The organism is Bacillus stercoris (assembly GCF_029772985.1).
Taxonomy (GTDB): Bacteria; Bacillota; Bacilli; order Bacillales; family Bacillaceae; genus Bacillus; species Bacillus stercoris.
Genome location: NZ_CP121861.1, coordinates 1,036,830 through 1,054,191, shown reverse-complemented (window position 1 = coordinate 1,054,191; position 17,362 = coordinate 1,036,830). Strand labels below are relative to the sequence as shown.

Genomic DNA, 17,362 nt, shown 5'->3' with positions numbered 1-17,362 from the left:
TATCAGTAAGCCAGTTTGTGTAATAAATCAGTCAGTGCGCGGACGCCGATCTCAAGCTGTCTGGCTGAGGTATATTCCTTCGGCGAGTGGCTGATGCCGCCCCGGCTTGGCACAAACAGCATACAAGCAGGATAACGCCTTCCAATCATTTGCGCGTCATGCCCAGCTCCGCTCACCATTTCCTCACAGCTGAAGCCGTTTTCTAATGCTGTTTCAAAAGCCACAGCCTTCAGCCTTTCATCCATCGGCACAGGCTCTATCCGCATATATTCATCAATCACGGCGCGAATTCCTTTTTGATGGCAAATACCATTGATCAAAGCAACCATGTCTTTATGAAACTGCTCCAGCACGTGCTGATGCTGATGGCGAATATCGATTGAAAACTGGACGCGTCCCGGTATGACATTGGCTACATTGGGCTCTGCCGTTATTTTTCCGCATGTCAGACGGAGCTCCTCCGGCTGCTCCTCCGACCGCAGCAGCAGCTCATGAATGATACGGCTGCTGGCTGCGAGCGGGTCCTTGCGCCATTTCATGGAGGTGGTTCCCGCGTGATTGCATTCCCCTTCCAGCGTGACGAGATATCGCCTCTGCCCCGCAATACTTGTCACAATGCCGAGATCCCGGCCTGACATTTCCAACGTCTGCCCCTGTTCAATATGAAGCTCAACAAAAGCGCTGATATCTGTCCGATATGCCGGCTGAAACACGCCTTTGCCAAAACCGCTCTCATGCATCGCAGTTTGCAGCGAGACTCCTGATTCGTCTCTTGGCTCTGCTCCATCCTGTAATGAAAAAACACCCGTCATATTCCCTGATCCCCAATAGGTCAGTGGAAAACGGCTGCCTTCCTCCTCACATAAGGATACCGCTTCGAGTGTTTTTTTCGGCGCTCCATAGGCCTCTTTGAGCTGCTTTATCGCAAGCATTGCCGCCAAAACACCATAGGCGCCGTCGTATTTCCCCCCGTTGATAACAGTATCGATATGTGAACCGGTTACAATGACTTCATCCGGAGACTGGGTGCCCGAAAGCCTTCCAAAAACATTCCCGACATCGTCGAATCTTGTCTCAAGCCCGAAAGAAGACATTTCTGTTTTCACGGCAAGCTGTGCGTCCATCCACTCTTTTGTGTATAAAAGCCTCGTTACGCCGCCGTCCGCGGACGCACCGTATTGGGCGAGCCATTCAATATAATCTGTGATGCTGTTTTTTACTGAATGCTTTTGCTTTTCCATGTACTCCCCCCTCTGGCCGTTATAGTGACTTCATTATAGAAGGAGGAACATGATAGTTCATTGGCATATTAACCAAAAAAACGTTTATTTTTTGGTCACAGTATCTAGCAATCAGGTTCACCCTACCTGTCAGAAAGCGTCAAACTGCCTTTCATATGTACGAGCTAGGCTTGCGGGAGAGGCGGTAAAAACAGAAATGGCGGCAGCTCGCAAAAACAGGACCTAAAGATATGCGAACAGGAGATTTCCGCCTCCTCCAAAGGAACTAATTTACAATTTTAATGAAAAATATACAAAATGACACTTCTATCCTTTATGTCAATTTTAGATAATAGACATGATCTCATAAAAGGAGGGCAAGTGATGACAAAAAAAGCATGGTTTCTGCCGCTCGTCTGTGTATTACTGATTTCCGGATGGTTTGCGCCGGCAGCTTCAGCAAGCGGGCAAACCGCATTAAGCCTTAATGACCGATTGGCGTCTTCCCCTTCAGGGACAGGTAGTCTTCTCTCATTAGCCCCCGCTGCACCCTATGCTGACACAGATACCTATTATGAAGGGGCTGAAGGCAAAACAGGAGACTCGCTAAAAAGCGCCCTGCACCGCATCATCAGCGGACACACGATGCTGTCCTACAGCGAGGTGTGGAACGCGCTGAAAGAAACCGATGAAGATCCGGCTAATCCGAATAACGTCATCCTGCTCTATACGAATGAATCGCGGTCCAAAAACCTGAACGGCGGCAATGTCGGCGATTGGAACCGCGAGCACGTCTGGGCGAAATCCCATGGCGATTTTGGTACGAGCAAGGGACCTGGTACTGATATTCATCATTTGCGCCCGGCTGATGTTCAAGTTAACAGCGCCAGAGGAAACATGGATTTTGACAATGGCGGCACTGAATATGCAAAGGCACCCGGAAATTATTATGACGGCGATTCATGGGAGCCCCGTGATGATGTGAAAGGCGATGTTGCCCGCATGCTGTTTTACATGGCTGTCCGTTACGAGGGTGATGACGGCTACCCTGACCTTGAGCTTAATGATAAGACAGGCAATGGCTCAGCTCCTTATCATGGCAAACAATCTGTCCTGCTCGAGTGGAATAAGCAGGATCCGGTTGACGACCGTGAGCGGAAAAGAAATGAAATCATTTATGAGAAATATCAACACAACCGCAACCCATTTATCGATCACCCTGAATGGGCGGATGAGATTTGGCCGTAAGAAAAAGGTGCTCCTAAAAAGGAGCACCTTTCCTAATACACAGCCTCTTCTGTTTCCGCATCGAAAAAGACGACGTGATCCATTTTCACTGTGAGCTGGATTGAATCGCCTGCTGCGATTCGCGTGTTTCCATCCAGGCGAACCGTCAGCCGCTCGCCCCCAGCCATGACATGCACAATGAGCTCTGAGCCCAGATTTTCATTCACTTCTACCTTTGCTTTAAACACTGAATCAAACACCTGTTTATTTCCTGTCATTTGTGTGATGTGCTCCGGCCGGACTCCGGCAATCATTTGCTCTCCGGCATATCCGTTTTCCTTCAGCCGCTTTGCTTTTTCTTCAGGAATATGAAGACGGATCGAAGGGTTTGTGAAAAACAGCTCGCCATGCTGCTGTTCTATAACACCTTTTAAAAAGTTCATTCCGGGAGAGCCGATGAAGCCTGCGACAAACAGATTCGCCGGGTAATGATAAATGTCATGAGGTTTCGCCACTTGCTGGATTTCCCCTTCATTCATGACGACAATCCGATCTCCCATTGTCATTGCTTCGGTCTGGTCATGCGTGACATAAATGATCGTTGCCTCTAATCGCTGGTGCAGCTTGCTGATTTCTGTCCGCATCGTCACTCTTAGTTTTGCGTCCAGATTAGAAAGCGGCTCGTCCATTAAAAAGACCTTCGGCTCCCTTACAATCGATCTCCCAAGCGCCACCCTTTGCCGCTGCCCGCCGGAGAGCGCCTTTGGTTTTCTCTTCAGCAAATGTTCAATTTCTAAAATTCTGGCTGCCGCATGAACCCGCTCGGCAATTTCCTGCTTCGCCATCTTTCTGAGCTTTAATCCAAACGCCATATTATCAAAAACCGTCATATGCGGATAAAGCGCATAGTTTTGAAATACCATCGCAATATCACGTTCTTTTGGGGGAAGATCATTGACCCGCTCCCCATCAATGAGAAGATTTCCTTCAGAAATGCTTTCTAATCCAGCCACCATCCGCAGCGTTGTTGATTTTCCGCATCCTGACGGCCCCACCAGCACCAATAGCTCCTTATCCTTTACATCTAAATCAAAGTTCTTCACGGTTAATTGTGAGTGATATGATTTTTTGACGTGTTCGAATGTTAATGAAGCCATCAGAACATTCCCCCTATCTTTTGATCGTTATTTCGTCACTGGAAACAACTTGGTCTTTCTGTTATTTTTAGAGTAATCGATTCCCATTTTTGCTATATTTCTAAAATAAAAAATGTAAATTTGTATTATAACGTCATAATACATTATAATATAAATAATAGGTTAAAAGGAGGCTACCCTTTGTTAAACAACGGAAGTTCTACACCTTTATACATTCAGCTAAAACAAATCATCACTGATGACATCAAAAAGGGCGTGTATTCCCCAACCGCCAAGCTGCCTACCGAAAGCGAACTTTGCAGCAAGTATAACGTCAGCCGCATCACCGTCAGAAAAGCCATTCTCGATTTAGTCGAAGAAGGCTATCTCATCAGGCAGCAGGGAAAGGGAACGTTCGTTAAAAGCCCTAAATTAAAACGAGAGCTGATCGCTGTAAACGGCTACTCGGAATTTATGGAATCAACCGGCAAAAAACCGAAGCACCAAGTGCTGTCCCATGACATCATTCCAGCGCCAAAGCCTATCGCCGAAAAGCTTCAAATCCATCCCGAGAGCCCTGTCGTTGAATTAAAACGGATTCTGTATAACGATGATCAGCCTCTCACCTTTGAAGTGACGCATTATCCGCTTGATTTGTTTCCCGGCATTGATACCTTTATTGCTGATGGTGTATCTATGCATGATATTTTAAAACAGCAATACAAAGTTGTACCCACGCACAATACGAAACTATTAAACGTTGTATATGCCCAGCAGGAGGAAAGCAAATATCTGGATTGTGATATCGGGGATGCGCTGTTTGAAATTGATAAAACCGCTTTTACTTCAAACGACCAGCCAATCTATTGCTCACTGTTTTTGATGCACACAAACCGTGTCACTTTTACCATCAACAGCCCCTACACATAACAGGCATAAAAAACGAGACACTGCTTATAGTATTCTCGTTTTTTCACTGCTTCCCCCGTCCTCCAAGCGATAAGGATAGCCATAGCCGAAAGCTCCGTACACACCGCATGTTTTTGCAGCCGTTTCGGCGGCCTGGCGCAAAGCGTACGTTATATCCTGCTTCACGCAAAAGGCAGTCAAAAAGCCTGCTATAAAAGAATCTCCCGCTCCAAGTGTATCTATTATATCAGTTTCCACAATCGGCTGATGATAGATTCGATCACCCGCAGACAGGATTGCACCTTGACCCCCTCGAGTCATACAAACCATTTTGGCTCCGTACCCATGAGCTGTTTTGGCAAGCTCGCCGCATTCCGACTCACTCAAATCGCTTCCTGAAAAAAACGCATATGTCACATAAGGACAGACCCTCCTCAAATAAACATCCTCCCGATTGGTTGAAAAATCAAATGAGACAGGGACAAGCCCGCACAGCTGCGGAAGATCGTTCTCAAGCCTGCTGTACACGCTCGTATGCAGCAGATCATGCCCGCTGATAAAAGATACATCTCTCTCCTGAAACGCGAGGCGAAGCCGAGACTGAATGCCGCCTTTATTTGATCTGACAAAAATACGGTCCCCCTGTTCATCAAGAGTGACAATCGCCATCCCGTTTTCTCCGTGCGCCTGGCGGATATAATCTGCATTGACCTGCTCCAGCTTGAGAACGTTCAACACATGTGCCGCGGCTTCGTCATTGCCAACGATTCCGATATAAGAAGACTCATGCCCGAGCCGCTTGGCAAGCACAGCAACGTTTAAGGCATTTCCTCCCGGGTAAAATGTTTCTTGATCCTGGTAGTAATCGACAACATTATCTCCAACCGCAATCAATTTCATAGTGCTTCCTCCTTTATCCTTTTACACTGCCGCTTGCAATCCCGCGGACAAAATATTTCTGCATCAATAAAAATAGAATAATAATCGGCGCGGCTGAAATCGTTAACCCGGCCAGCAGGACGCCCCAATCAGTCTGCAGCGCGTCTCTGAACTGCATCAGCCCAGCTGGAATGGTCCGCAAATTCTCATCATCTATGAAAATAATCGCAAACATAAACTCATTCCACGTATGGTAAGCCGTCAAAATGCCGGATGTCACTAAAATCGGCACACTCATTGGTAAGAAAATTCTGAAAAATACTCCGAAACTTGTACATCCATCTAAATAAGCCGCCTCCTCTAATTCTTTTGAAATAGAAAGAAAATAAGAGCGGATCAATATGATGGTGAATGGGATCCGGTAAGCCGCGTACGGCAGGATTAATGCCCAATACGTATTGTACAGGCCCAGCGACTGAATAATAGAATAAAGCGGCACAAGACTGACCTGCGGCGTCAGCATCAAACCGCCAAGACAAAGCACCAAAAAGAATCCTTTTCCTTTGAACTCAAACCGGGAAAGGCCGTACGCCGCCCATGCACTGATAAAGACAGTGATCACACACGTCAGCACCGTAACGATGACGCTGTTCATAAAATAAGAAGAAATCCCCTGGTTCCAGGCGGACACAAAGTTTTCCGGATGCCACGAAGACGGCAGCGACCAGCTGTGCTCAAAAATATCGTCAGAGTTTTTAAAGGCGCTCATCACCATCCATAGAAGCGGATAGGCAATCGCAATCAAATAAAGAAACAGAAAAACCCACACAGACGTTTCTCCGATGTACCATTTTCGCCTAGTCTTTCTTTTGACCTCAATGTGCTGGTCAGGCACAGGCTCCAATCTGAACGAATCTGTCTTCTTCTGAGGCAGCATCTGTTACTCCTCCTTTCCGGTTTTAAAGAACTTCATTTGCATGAGCGACAATGCGAGCGTAATGATTAACACGACAGTGGCAATCGCTGAGGCGTAGCCCATCATATCCTTTGTAAAGGCACTTTTATATAAAAACGTGCTCAGGACTTCTGACGCGTTTCCCGGCCCGCCGCCTGTCAATATGTACGGCTCATTAAATACCGTAAAGGCCCCAGTCAGCGTCATGACCACAGCAACAAAAGACATCTCTTTCGTCTGTGGAATAGTAATATGAAAAAACTGCTGAATTTTCCCCGCGCCGTCAAGCCGGGCCGCTTCATACAGTTCATCCGGTATTTTTTGGATCGACACGATGTACAGCATCGCAATATAACCGACAGATTGCCACTGGGACACAAAAATGACAGAAAGCATAGCTGTGCTGTCATCTCCGAGCCAGGCCCTCGTCAGCTGATCAAGACCGATGGCCTGAAGCAGCTGATTCAAAAGCCCTGTCTCCGGATTGTAAATAAAATCAAACAAAAGCGCGATCACCGTCATGGAGATGACAACCGGCAAAAAGAAAACGGTACGAAAAAACGGCGACCATTTTCTGACCAGCTTATCCTCAAGCACCGCCGCCAAAATCAAACCGCCAAATACCTGGCATACAATTGAGATCACTGCGTAAAGCACATTATTGGTAAGCGCCTGATAAAAGACAGGATCATGAAACAATTCAACATAGTTTTTCAAGCCGATAAACGTTTTTTCCGGAGAAAAAGAGCTCCACTGAAACAGGCTGAGGAAGACATTCTCAAAAATCGGGATATAAACGAAAAGTAAAAAAACGAGAGCGGGCACCAAAAACAAATAGGGGATTATTTTATTTTGATTGACCAAGGGTATCTCATCTCCTTTATAAAAAGAAAAGGTGCGAAGCTTCACCTTTTCTTTGATTTATTCAGCTGACGCCCTCGCCTGCTTTGCTGCTTTTTGAACGGCTTTCATCACCTGCTGCGGTGTCATGTCGCCGCCAAGCATCTGCTGGACGCTCGTTAGGTACGCATCTACGACTTCAACATCGACATCCATATCAAACCATGGCACCATTGATTTAGCGTCAACAATATGCTGAACGGCTTCACGCTGAGTGGCTGTTGAATTTTCTTCAGTAGCCGTACCTTGCACCGCACTGTATTTTCCAACATCTTTCACGAGCTTTTCGCCCATTTTTTTCGACGTCAGGAACTGCAAAAACTCCATCGCTTCCTTCGGATGTTTTGTTCTTGAGGAAATCATGAATCCTTCCGGCGCTCCCGTTAATGCTTCTGAAGATCCTTTTTGCCCGCTGATTTCAGGAAATGGGAACATCCCGAGGTTAACCGGTTCAACCAACTTGATTTCCGCTGTTTCCGCATATATCATCGCCGACTTTCCGCTCTTAAATTGCTGTCTCACATATTCATGGTCGACGGAGTTTACATGTTTATTAAAGTAAGGCGTCAGCTCTTGAAGCTTTTCAAGGGCTTTTACGTAGCCTTCATCAGTAAATTCACCCGTTTTGGCGTTATAGTCCTTTTCCCGTGTTTTTTCATCGACCATCCGCTGATTAAGCGTGCCGATATAGTGCGAGATTGTCCAAGTCGCCTTTGTTCCGAAGCTGATCGGTGTGTAGCCATGCTCTTTCAGCTTTTTTGACACCTTGATTAATTCATCCCACGTCTTCGGGGGATCAAGTTTCAGCTTTTGGAAAATGTCTTTATTATAGAAGAATGATTTAGCGTCCATTTGCCACGGCACGCCATATTGCTTGTTTTCATAAGTAAATGGTGTAATTTGCGATTGAACGAGCTGTGATGACCAATCGGTGTCATTTTTGTAGTAGGACGAGAGATCAAGTGCTTTATTGCCTCTGATAAATTTATAAGCAAACTCATCGCTCCAAGAGAAGTAAATGTCAGGAGGGCTGGTGGTTCCCAGCATAACCTTAATTTTGTCTTTATAGGAGTCATTCAAAACCGCTTCCGTTTGAATATGAATATCAGGGTGTTCTTTTTCAAATTCCTTCACAACTTCTTCAAAATAACTTTTTTCCGGCTCCTTCGGCCATCTGTGGAAAAACTTCAATGTCACCTTTCCGTCCGCTGAACTGCTTTGGCTCGAACAGCCCGCAATGGTGAACATACTGACAGCTGCAATGATCAAGAACAACAATATTTTCTTCAAAGGGTTGGCCTCCTCTGGACATTAGACTATAATGTTATATAACATTATAGTCTAATGCATAATGGTTCCTCATTTTCAGATCAATACTCAACTTTCCACATGTATCTTCTATGAGATAAAGGATGATTTCTCGCCTCTGCCAGCTCGTCTGCATAGCTTCTCAGCACACGGTTGAGAACGAGCGGAGCAAGGTAACCTTTAACTGAATCGTCAATTGCAGTGAAGTCGTAAGATGCAGCATCAAGCACAGTGAGCTTTTTGCCATACTTTTTCGAGAAGGTAAGCGCCCGCTCTTCAAGAGGCCTTGTTTCATCTAAACCGAGCAGGATGATAAACGGCACGGATTCATCAATAATTTCAAACGGTCCGTGAAAATATTCTCCGGCATGAATGGCGTGGGAATGAATCCATTGCATTTCCATGAGAATGCAGATGCTGTAGGAGTAAGCGACACCGTAGTTTGCACCGCTTGCCATTGTATAAATAATGCTTTCTTTTTCATGAGCTTTTGCAAACTGCTTTGCGTTGTCAGCTTCCTGCTTAAGGGCTTCTTCATACACAGCCTGTAATTGGTCTAAGCCTTCAATTGCCTGTTGAAATTTCGTATTGTTTTCTAAAACTTGCAGGGTTCCGAAAACGATTTGATACAGAACGCCATAGTTCGTATTGATCGCAAGCGCCTCATCACCCCAATCGTACTGGGCAACATACTGCGCTTCCTGCGCTAAAGGAGACTCCGGCTTATACGTCATCGCAATCGTAAGTGCGCCTTTGCCTCTCGCAAACGCAGCAGCTTTGACTGTTTCCGGGGTATTTCCCGAATGCGAGCACAAAATAACAAGAGACTTTTCGCCAAGCTGAACAGGGTTGCGCTGAATAAATTCATTAGAACTGTAAAGGTCGGAGTTGATTGATTTTGACTCTCTGTCAAACACATATTTACTCGGGTACATAATGGCCGAAGATCCTCCGCATGCGACAAAGAATACATGGTCAATGGTTTTCCCTTTCAAATCCTGCAAGAAAGCTTGAACCTCACGATTTACTTTTGCTGTGGCCTGACTCAAATCCTTCACTCCCCATTTTTATTATATAACGTTATATAACATTATATATTGTTATATTAAAGTCCACAGCCAGGATTGTCAATATTATTTTCTGAAATTTCTCAATAATTGTAGACTAGACCTATAAGTGAAAAAATGCCCAAATGAAAAGCCAGAACTTCATTTAAGCTCTGGCTTCGCTGTTCAATCCGCAGACTGACGTCTCTTATTTAAAAAATACCTTGTCCACATTGTACTTCGATTGCTGTGTATTGATGATATAGGTTTCGTAAATGTCTCTTTCCATTGGATCATCGACTACACATACTTCAATTTTATATACTTCGTCTCTGTGATGTTTGATCGGTGAGACATTGTCTTCAAAATGCTTCTTAATTCTCTGTCTTAACTTTCTGGCTTTACCGACAAACAGCAGCTCGTCATGAATGTTATAAAACATAAAGATGCCGCCTTTATCCCGTGGGATCTGGTGAAAGTCGATGAAGCCGTATATCGCCTTTATTTTCGGCTCGTTATCATTAGCTGACTGCTGTCGTTCAGTGATGGTGACATTCGGTGCGGGGATATCAATTTTTATCAAAATCAGTTCACGTCCTCTTTTTCATTAAAGATAAATGCTAACACATACAGAAAAGAAAAGCCAGAACAGCTTTATACTATTTGTTTGTCATGCTCTTACTTATTATGCAAGTGCTCCGGCTGGATCATAAGGGCTAAGGTCTAATTCTGTCTGCTTTCCGAGAACTAGCTTTGCGAGCTCTGCACCCAAGAACGGCCCCATCGTCAGGCCAGAAGCACCCAAACCATTAGCAGCGTACAGGCCTTGAACATTCGGCACGGCCCCTATGACCGGCAGAAATCCCGGTGTAAACGGCCTGAAGCCCACTCTTGTTTCAATGGCAGCGGCATCAGCAAGGCCCGGTGCAACGCCTAACGCTTTGCTCAATACTTCATGCTGGCCTCCGGCTGTCACACGCAGATCATCAAGACCGGCATCGTTTTCGTGTGTGGCGCCGGCTACAATTCTGCCGTTATCAAACGAAAGAATGTACTGATCACTCGGCGGCATCACAACCGGCCAGAATCCTGTATCTGCATCTGTCATTTCAAAATGCATAATCTGCGCTTTCTGAAAAGACACTTGAAAATGAATGCCAAGAGGCTTCATGATTTCATTGGCCCATGCCCCCGCCGCCACAATCACCGCGTCTGCCGCAAACTGCTTTGTATCTGTTCGCACGCCGGTGACTGTTCCGTTTTCAAAAAGCAGGGATGCATTTCCTTTGATGATCTCTGCGCCGCGTTTCTCCGCAGCGCTTAAAAGCGACCGGCACAGCGCTCTTCCATTCACGCGGGCGGCCCCGCTGATATGAACCGATTCATAGCCATCAGCCAAAATCGGAAACAGTTTTTTCGTCTCGCTCGCGGATAAGCGGGTAATCTCACCGATCTCTGGCGCATCCTCCCGCCTCTTATACGCCCGCTCCTCCATCTTATCGAGCTTCGCCGGATCAGTATGAATGCTGATCGCACCGACACGCTTATATCCTGTATCCGTTTCACCGTCCTCTTCCAATTGATGGATTAAATCCGTATAGTACCGTGCTCCTCCCTTAGCTAGCTGGTACCAATCCTGATTACGGCGCTGTGAGAGCCAAGGACAGACGATCCCCGCCGCCGCATCAGTCGCTTGTCCCGGCTCTTTCCGGTCAATGACAGTAACTTGAGCGCCAGATTTTGCGAGATGATAAGCCGTCGAAGCGCCGAGAATTCCTGCGCCGACAATGATGTATGATTTCATATGCAAACACCTTTTCTATTATGATGTCTATTCATTTTACCAAATCAAATGCTTTCCTTCGACCTTTTGCCCTAATGTGGAAAAACCGCGAAGTTCGTCCAATCTCTTTACTCTCCTATCGAATATTCTGTCACTATCAATAGAGAAAGGATGATACCATGAGCGAAAATCGTCATGAAAATGAGGAAAACAGACGCGATGCGGCAGTCGCAAAAGTCCAAAACAGCGGTAATGCAAAAGTCGTGGTCAGCGTGAACACAGACCAGGATCAGGCACAGGCTCAGACACAAGACGGAGAAGACTAATGAACGAAAATATCATTCCTATCAACAGACATGCACAAGAGATACCCACTACTGAATCTGCTATCAAAAACAGCGGCAACTCAGAGGTCCATATCGACATTCACATTGATACAATGCCAATTGCTTTTGCTATATTATGCTCCGCATTAGCCGCAAAGCAGATGACAAAAGAGGAATTCGATATGGCTTATACTCAATTGCGAGAGATGAACAGAGAAAATAACAGCAGATCATCTGTAAAACAAATTATCAACCAGGAAATAGAAGAAGAGTAAAAAACCGCGGGTCCTGCGGCCAGCGGTTTTTCTTCTTCATACAAAAAGGACGCGACTGAAAACCAGTCACGTCCTTTTTTGTGAAACAATTAACCGATAGAACCTTCCATTTCGAACTTAATCAAACGGTTCATTTCAACTGCGTATTCCATTGGAAGCTCTTTTGTGAATGGCTCGATGAAGCCCATTACGATCATTTCAGTTGCTTCTTCTTCAGAAATACCGCGGCTCATCAAGTAGAAGAGCTGCTCTTCAGATACTTTAGACACTTTCGCTTCGTGCTCCAATGAAATGTTATCATTTAAGATTTCATTGTAAGGAATTGTGTCTGAAGTTGATTTGTTATCCATAATGAGCGTATCGCACTCGATGTTAGAGCGGGCGCCTTCCGCTTTGCGTCCAAAGTGGACGATTCCGCGGTACGTTACTTTTCCGCCCTGTTTTGAAATCGATTTTGATACGATTGTAGATGATGTGTTTGGTGCAAGGTGAATCATTTTCGCACCTGCATCCTGATGCTGGCCTTTACCCGCAAGAGCGATAGAAAGCGTCATACCACGCGCGCCTTCGCCTTTTAAGATACAAGCCGGATATTTCATTGTCAGCTTAGAACCGATGTTGCCGTCGATCCATTCCATTGTTGCGTTTTCTTCACAGACTGTACGCTTTGTGACAAGGTTATAAACGTTGTTTGCCCAGTTTTGGATCGTTGTATAACGGCAGTAGCCGCCTTTTTTGACGATGATCTCAACAACCGCACTGTGAAGTGAGTTTGTTGTGTAAACAGGCGCAGTACAGCCTTCAACGTAATGAACGCTTGCTTCTTCGTCAACAATAATCAGTGTACGTTCGAACTGGCCCATGTTTTCAGAGTTGATACGGAAGTAAGCTTGAAGCGGCGTTTCTACCTTCACGCCTTTAGGCACGTAGATGAAAGATCCGCCGGACCAAACAGCTGAGTTAAGCGCCGCAAACTTGTTATCAGTCGGCGGGATTACTTTTGCCCAGTGCTCACGGAAAATATCTTCATTCTCTTTCAGTGCACTGTCAGTGTCTTTAAAGACGATGCCTTGCGCTTCAAGATCTTCTTTCATGTTGTGGTATACAACCTCAGATTCGTACTGAGCAGAAACACCCGCAAGGTATTTTTGTTCAGCTTCAGGAATACCAAGCTTGTCGAATGTTTGCTTAATTTCATCAGGAACTTCATCCCAAGAACGCTCTGAACGCTCAGACGGTTTTACGTAGTACGTAATTTCGTCAAAGTTCAGTGAGTTTAAATCTCCGCCCCATTGAGGCATCGGCATGTTGTAGAAATGCTCAAGTGATTTCAAGCGGAAATCAAGCATCCATTGAGGCTCTTCTTTCATGCGAGAAATTTCTTCTACGATTTCTTTTGTCAATCCGCGCTCTGAACGGAAAATGGAAACGTCCTTGTCGTGAAAACCATACTTGTATTCACCAATATCAGGCATTTTTTTAGCCATCCATTTTCACTCCAATCCTTTTAATTGCCGCCTTCTTCTTTTGCGACTCCTTTTTCAAGTGCTTTCCATGACAGGGTTGCACATTTGATACGGGCAGGGAATTTTGAAACGCCTTGAAGGGCTTCAATATCCCCGAGATCTATAGAATCATCATACTCTTTCCCTTGCATCATATCCGAGAAAATCTTAGACATGGAAAGGGCAGTTTCAATATCTTTCCCTTTAATCGCTTGAGTCATCATCGAAGCGGATGCCATTGAAATGGAACAGCCTTCCCCTTCAAATTTCGCATCTTCCACGATGTCTCCGTCAAGCTTCATTGTCAGCCTGATTCGGTCGCCGCATGTCGGGTTGTTCATATCCACGACGATGCTGTCATTTAAAACCCCTTTATTGCGCGGGTTTTTGTAATGATCCATAATCACCTGTCTGTACAATGTATCTAAGTTTGCATTAAAAGACATTTGTAAAATACTCCTTTGTCTTTTGAAGAGCTTCCACAAGCTTATCAATCTCTTCCTCTGTATTATACAGATAAAAGCTTGCTCTTGCAGTAGCAGTTACATCCAGCCATTTCATCAGCGGCTGCGCGCAATGGTGGCCGGCTCTGACTGCGATTCCCTCCGCATCAAGCACAGTCGCCACATCGTGCGGATGAACATCATCAAGGTTAAATGTAACAAGCCCGGCACGCTCTTTTGGCCCGTAAACCGTTACGCCGTCAAGCTGGCGGAAGCGTTCAAGCGCATAAGCTGCAAGCTTGTGCTCATGGCGGGAAATCTCATCAAGACCGATTTCTTCGAGAAAATCAATGGCGGCACCGAGACCGATTGCTCCTGCAATAATCGGCGTGCCCGCTTCGAATTTCCACGGAAGCTCTTTCCAAGTTGATTCATAAAGCCCGACAAAGTCGATCATTTCACCGCCGAATTCGGCAGGCTCCATGTTTTCCAGCAGGGCTTTCTTTCCGTACAGCACACCAATACCGGTAGGCCCGCACATTTTATGGGAAGAAAGCGCAAAGAAGTCGCAATCGAGATCCTGCACGTCAATTTTCATGTGAGGCGTGCTTTGTGCACCGTCCACCACAATAATAGCCCCATTATCATGGGCAATTTTCGCCATGTCTTTAATCGGGTTGATCGTGCCGAGAACGTTAGATACATGAGACACTGCAACAATTTTTGTGTTGCTTGTGACCGTTTCTCTGACGTCTTCTAAAGAAATCGTTCCGTCTTCCTGCAGCGGAATATATTTTAATGTGGCGCCAGTCGCTTTGACAGCCTGCTGCCACGGAATGATATTCGCATGATGCTCCATGTAGGTGATGACCACTTCATCACCAGGTTTCAGGTTGGCGCGCGCATAGCTTAACGCCACCATATTCAGTGATGTGGTCGTGCCTTTTGTGAAAATAATCTCAGCCATTGACTTCGCGTTAATAAACTTGCGGACTTTTTCACGCGCTCCTTCATAACCGTCTGTCGCTCTGGTTCCAAGTGTATGGACGCCCCGGTGAACATTGGAATTGTATTGGTTATAATACTTATCCAGTGTTTCAATGACAGCACGCGGCTTCTGGGAAGTCGCCGCGCTGTCGAGATAAACGAGATCATGTCCGTTCACTTGCTGATGAAGGATCGGGAACTGTTCACGAATATCTGTGATATTCATTACTTCACTTTCCTTTCGATAACAGAAACCAATTGTTTCTTAACGCCTTCAATCGGAAGTTCATTTACTACCGGTGCAAGGAATCCGTAAATGACTAAGCGTTCTGCTTCTTCTTTCGGAATACCGCGGCTCATCAGGTAGTAAAGCTGAATAGGGTCCACACGGCCGACAGATGCCGCATGTCCTGCAGTTACATCGTCTTCGTCAATTAAAAGAATAGGGTTGGCGTCTCCGCGTGCTTTTTCGCTGAGCATCAGCACACGTGATTCCTGCTCCGCATTCGCTTTAGAAGCGCCATGTTCGATTTTGCCGATTCCGTTAAAGATAGAAGAAGCAGAATCTTTCATTACACCGTGCTTCAAGATATAGCCTTCAGAAGCTTTACCGAAATGGATGATTTGTGTTGTAAAGTTTTCTGTTTGCTCTCCTCTTCCGACAACAACCGTTTTCGTATCGCCGTATGTGCCGTCACCGTAAAGGTTTGTTGTGTTTTCGGAAATCGTGTCGCCGTCGTTCATCAGGCCGAGAGCCCATTCGATTTTGCTGTCGCGTCCGCGAGCAGCGCCGCGGCGGTTCACATAAGTTGTCACACCGCTTGACAGATTATCCACCGCACCGTATGTCACGCTGGCATTATCACCTGTGATGACCTCACTGATAATATTGAAGACAGCGTCTTTCGGGTTTACAGTGCTGATATAGTTTTCTACATATGTGACAGAGCTGTGGTCTTCAGCCACAATCAGCACGTGGTTGAATAGAGCTGTATCATTGCTTTCGTGGACATAAACAGCCTGAACCGGCGTCTCCACCTCAACATTTTTCGGAACATAAAGGAATGCTCCTCCGTTAACAAGAGCCGCGTGAAGTGCAGTTAACTTATGCTCATCAACCTTCACGCCGTCCTTCATAAAGTATTTCTCCACCAAGTCGCTGTGCTCGCGAGCAGCAGTCAGAATATCAGTGAAGATAACGCCTTTGTCTTTCAATTCTTGAGAAAGTGAAAGGTATGCCGGCGTCTGGTCACGCTGTACGTATAATGTTTTATCTTCGTTTTCAACGTCGATCAGCGCTTTTGCTTCATCAGTCAAATCTTCTAATGAAGAAAGCGGTTCGTTATCAACTGTATGCTTCGCGAAATTCGTGAAGTTCCAGTTTGTGATTTTAGTTTTGTCAGGCTTCGGCATCGGCAGATCCTCAGCTTGTTCAAGAGCCTGTAAGCGCAGGTTTTTCAGCCAGGCAGGTTCTTGATGCTTTTCGGAAAAGCTTTTGAGATACTCCTGATCTACGGATAGTTTTGTATCTAGTGTCATATTAATCCCCCTAACGCTTACGCTTCTTGGCCAACAGTTTCGTCTTCAATGCCAAGTTCTTGTTTGATCCAGTCATAACCTTCTGCTTCAAGACGCTGTGCAAGCTCTGCACCGCCGGATTTGACAACGCGGCCTTGCATCATAACGTGAACAACATCCGGAGTGATGTAGTTTAACAGGCGCTGATAGTGAGTGATCATCAGGCAGCCGAAGTTTTCGCTGCGCATTCTGTTGATCCCTTTAGATACAACTTTCAAAGCGTCAATATCAAGACCTGAGTCGATTTCATCAAGGATGGCGATTTTCGGTTCAATCATCATTAATTGAAGAATTTCGTTGCGTTTTTTCTCCCCGCCTGAGAAGCCTTCGTTAAGATAGCGCTGAGCCATTTCAGGGTCCATTTCAAGGAACTCCATGTTTTCGTCCATTTTGCGGATGAATTTCATAAGAGAAATTTCATCGCCTTCTTCTCTGCGCGCGTTGATTGCTGAGCGAAGGAAGTCGGCATTTGTCACACCGCTGATTTCACTTGGGTACTGCATCGCAAGGAATAAGCCTGCCTGCGCACGCTCGTCCACTTCCATCTCCAGTACATCTTTGCCGTCAAGCGTGATGCTGCCTTTTGTTACTTCATATTTAGGATGCCCCATAATAGCAGCTGATAAAGTGGATTTACCAGTTCCGTTCGGGCCCATTACTGCGTGGAATTCTCCACCTTTTATTTCAAGGTTTACACCCTTTAAGATCTCTTTCCCTTCGATTTCAACGTGAAGATCTTTGATCGTTAATGTTGAAGCAGCCATATCTATACCTCCAAAATATATAATCATTATTCTCATTTTATTCTCATTCTAATTTTATAACAAATGAAAAGTAAATACAACTTTTTATCGTGCCTCGCACATTCCTCAAGTTTAACAAAGA

Annotated in this window: 18 protein-coding genes and 1 pseudogene; 5 read left to right on the top strand and 14 right to left on the bottom strand. The window is 45.6% G+C overall.

Annotated elements, in window-relative coordinates; genetic code table 11:
- Positions 1-2: 2 nt before the first annotated feature.
- Positions 3-1,241 (bottom strand): allantoate deiminase, encoded by a 1,239-nt coding sequence (gene allC / locus QA442_RS05475; RefSeq protein ID WP_279473818.1) that lies wholly within the window; start codon positions 1,239-1,241, stop codon positions 3-5.
- A 186-nt stretch (positions 1,242-1,427) separates the two neighbouring features.
- Here allC and QA442_RS05470 point away from each other — a divergent pair.
- Together QA442_RS05470 and QA442_RS05465 are read left to right on the top strand one after the other, a co-directional pair.
- A pseudogene (locus tag QA442_RS05470) lies at positions 1,428-1,523 on the top strand (hypothetical protein); the annotation flags it as partial.
- An 81-nt stretch (positions 1,524-1,604) separates the two neighbouring features.
- Positions 1,605-2,468 carry an endonuclease I family protein gene (locus QA442_RS05465; RefSeq protein ID WP_251198667.1) on the top strand — a complete coding sequence of 288 codons (864 nt, stop codon included), beginning with the start codon at positions 1,605-1,607 and terminating at the stop codon, positions 2,466-2,468.
- A 32-nt stretch (positions 2,469-2,500) separates the two neighbouring features.
- On the opposite strand, the gene QA442_RS05460 is transcribed toward QA442_RS05465, so the two are convergent.
- Positions 2,501-3,604, bottom strand: a complete 1,104-nt coding sequence (locus tag QA442_RS05460) for an ABC transporter ATP-binding protein (RefSeq protein ID WP_151257732.1) — start codon at positions 3,602-3,604, stop codon at positions 2,501-2,503.
- Positions 3,605-3,784: 180 nt separating this feature from the next.
- Here QA442_RS05460 and frlR point away from each other — a divergent pair, with 180 nt between their 5' ends.
- Positions 3,785-4,513, top strand: a complete 729-nt coding sequence (gene frlR, locus QA442_RS05455) for a transcriptional regulator FrlR (protein ID WP_071580836.1) — start codon at positions 3,785-3,787, stop codon at positions 4,511-4,513.
- Between the two features lie 24 nt (positions 4,514-4,537).
- Here the strand turns inward: frlR and frlD are convergent, their stop codons facing one another.
- The 7 genes from frlD to QA442_RS05420 form a co-directional block, all read right to left on the bottom strand.
- The gene (frlD, locus tag QA442_RS05450; RefSeq protein ID WP_279473816.1) at positions 4,538-5,392 is read right to left on the bottom strand and encodes a fructosamine kinase FrlD; all 855 of its coding nucleotides are present in this window, start codon (positions 5,390-5,392) and stop codon (positions 4,538-4,540) included.
- Between the two features lie 13 nt (positions 5,393-5,405).
- Entirely contained in the window at positions 5,406-6,308 is a 903-nt protein-coding gene (locus tag QA442_RS05445; RefSeq protein ID WP_071580838.1) for a carbohydrate ABC transporter permease, read from the bottom strand.
- Positions 6,309-6,311: 3 nt separating this feature from the next.
- Positions 6,312-7,190 (bottom strand): carbohydrate ABC transporter permease, encoded by an 879-nt coding sequence (locus QA442_RS05440; protein WP_014665294.1) that lies wholly within the window; start codon positions 7,188-7,190, stop codon positions 6,312-6,314.
- A gap of 57 nt (positions 7,191-7,247) precedes the next feature.
- Positions 7,248-8,516: an ABC transporter substrate-binding protein gene (locus QA442_RS05435; protein ID WP_279473815.1), complete on the bottom strand. Its 1,269-nt coding sequence runs from the start codon at positions 8,514-8,516 to the stop codon at positions 7,248-7,250.
- A gap of 80 nt (positions 8,517-8,596) precedes the next feature.
- A complete protein-coding gene (gene frlB / locus QA442_RS05430; protein ID WP_014665296.1) occupies positions 8,597-9,583 on the bottom strand; it encodes a fructosamine deglycase FrlB in 987 nt (328 codons plus the stop codon).
- A 205-nt stretch (positions 9,584-9,788) separates the two neighbouring features.
- On the bottom strand, positions 9,789-10,163 hold the full coding sequence (locus QA442_RS05425) for a nucleotide excision repair endonuclease (protein ID WP_069840299.1): 375 nt from the start codon (positions 10,161-10,163) through the stop codon (positions 9,789-9,791).
- 102 nt (positions 10,164-10,265) lie between these two features.
- Entirely contained in the window at positions 10,266-11,384 is a 1,119-nt protein-coding gene (locus tag QA442_RS05420; RefSeq protein WP_014665299.1) for an NAD(P)/FAD-dependent oxidoreductase, read from the bottom strand.
- 158 nt (positions 11,385-11,542) lie between these two features.
- Between QA442_RS05420 and sspG the strand changes: the two genes are divergently transcribed.
- Both sspG and QA442_RS05410 read left to right on the top strand, forming a co-directional pair.
- On the top strand, positions 11,543-11,689 hold the full coding sequence (gene sspG, locus QA442_RS05415) for an acid-soluble spore protein SspG (protein WP_040081894.1): 147 nt from the start codon (positions 11,543-11,545) through the stop codon (positions 11,687-11,689).
- The gene (locus QA442_RS05410; RefSeq protein ID WP_014665301.1) at positions 11,689-11,964 is read left to right on the top strand and encodes a hypothetical protein; all 276 of its coding nucleotides are present in this window, start codon (positions 11,689-11,691) and stop codon (positions 11,962-11,964) included. The genes sspG and QA442_RS05410 overlap by 1 nt, the downstream gene beginning before the upstream one ends.
- Positions 11,965-12,053: 89 nt before the next feature.
- On the opposite strand, the gene sufB is transcribed toward QA442_RS05410, so the two are convergent.
- From sufB to sufC, 5 genes are read right to left on the bottom strand one after another with little or no spacing between them, the layout of a single operon-like run.
- A complete protein-coding gene (gene sufB, locus QA442_RS05405) occupies positions 12,054-13,451 on the bottom strand; it encodes a Fe-S cluster assembly protein SufB (protein ID WP_003222811.1) in 1,398 nt (465 codons plus the stop codon).
- Positions 13,452-13,471: 20 nt separating this feature from the next.
- A complete protein-coding gene (sufU, locus tag QA442_RS05400) occupies positions 13,472-13,915 on the bottom strand; it encodes a Fe-S cluster assembly sulfur transfer protein SufU (protein WP_003222809.1) in 444 nt (147 codons plus the stop codon).
- Positions 13,905-15,125, bottom strand: a complete 1,221-nt coding sequence (gene sufS / locus QA442_RS05395; protein WP_071580841.1) for a cysteine desulfurase SufS — start codon at positions 15,123-15,125, stop codon at positions 13,905-13,907. The genes sufU and sufS overlap by 11 nt, the downstream gene beginning before the upstream one ends.
- A complete protein-coding gene (sufD, locus tag QA442_RS05390) occupies positions 15,125-16,438 on the bottom strand; it encodes a Fe-S cluster assembly protein SufD (RefSeq protein ID WP_014665303.1) in 1,314 nt (437 codons plus the stop codon). Before sufD ends, sufS begins: the two co-directional genes overlap by 1 nt.
- A 17-nt stretch (positions 16,439-16,455) precedes the next feature.
- On the bottom strand, positions 16,456-17,241 hold the full coding sequence (gene sufC / locus QA442_RS05385) for a Fe-S cluster assembly ATPase SufC (RefSeq protein ID WP_003327022.1): 786 nt from the start codon (positions 17,239-17,241) through the stop codon (positions 16,456-16,458).
- Positions 17,242-17,362 lie beyond the last annotated feature (121 nt).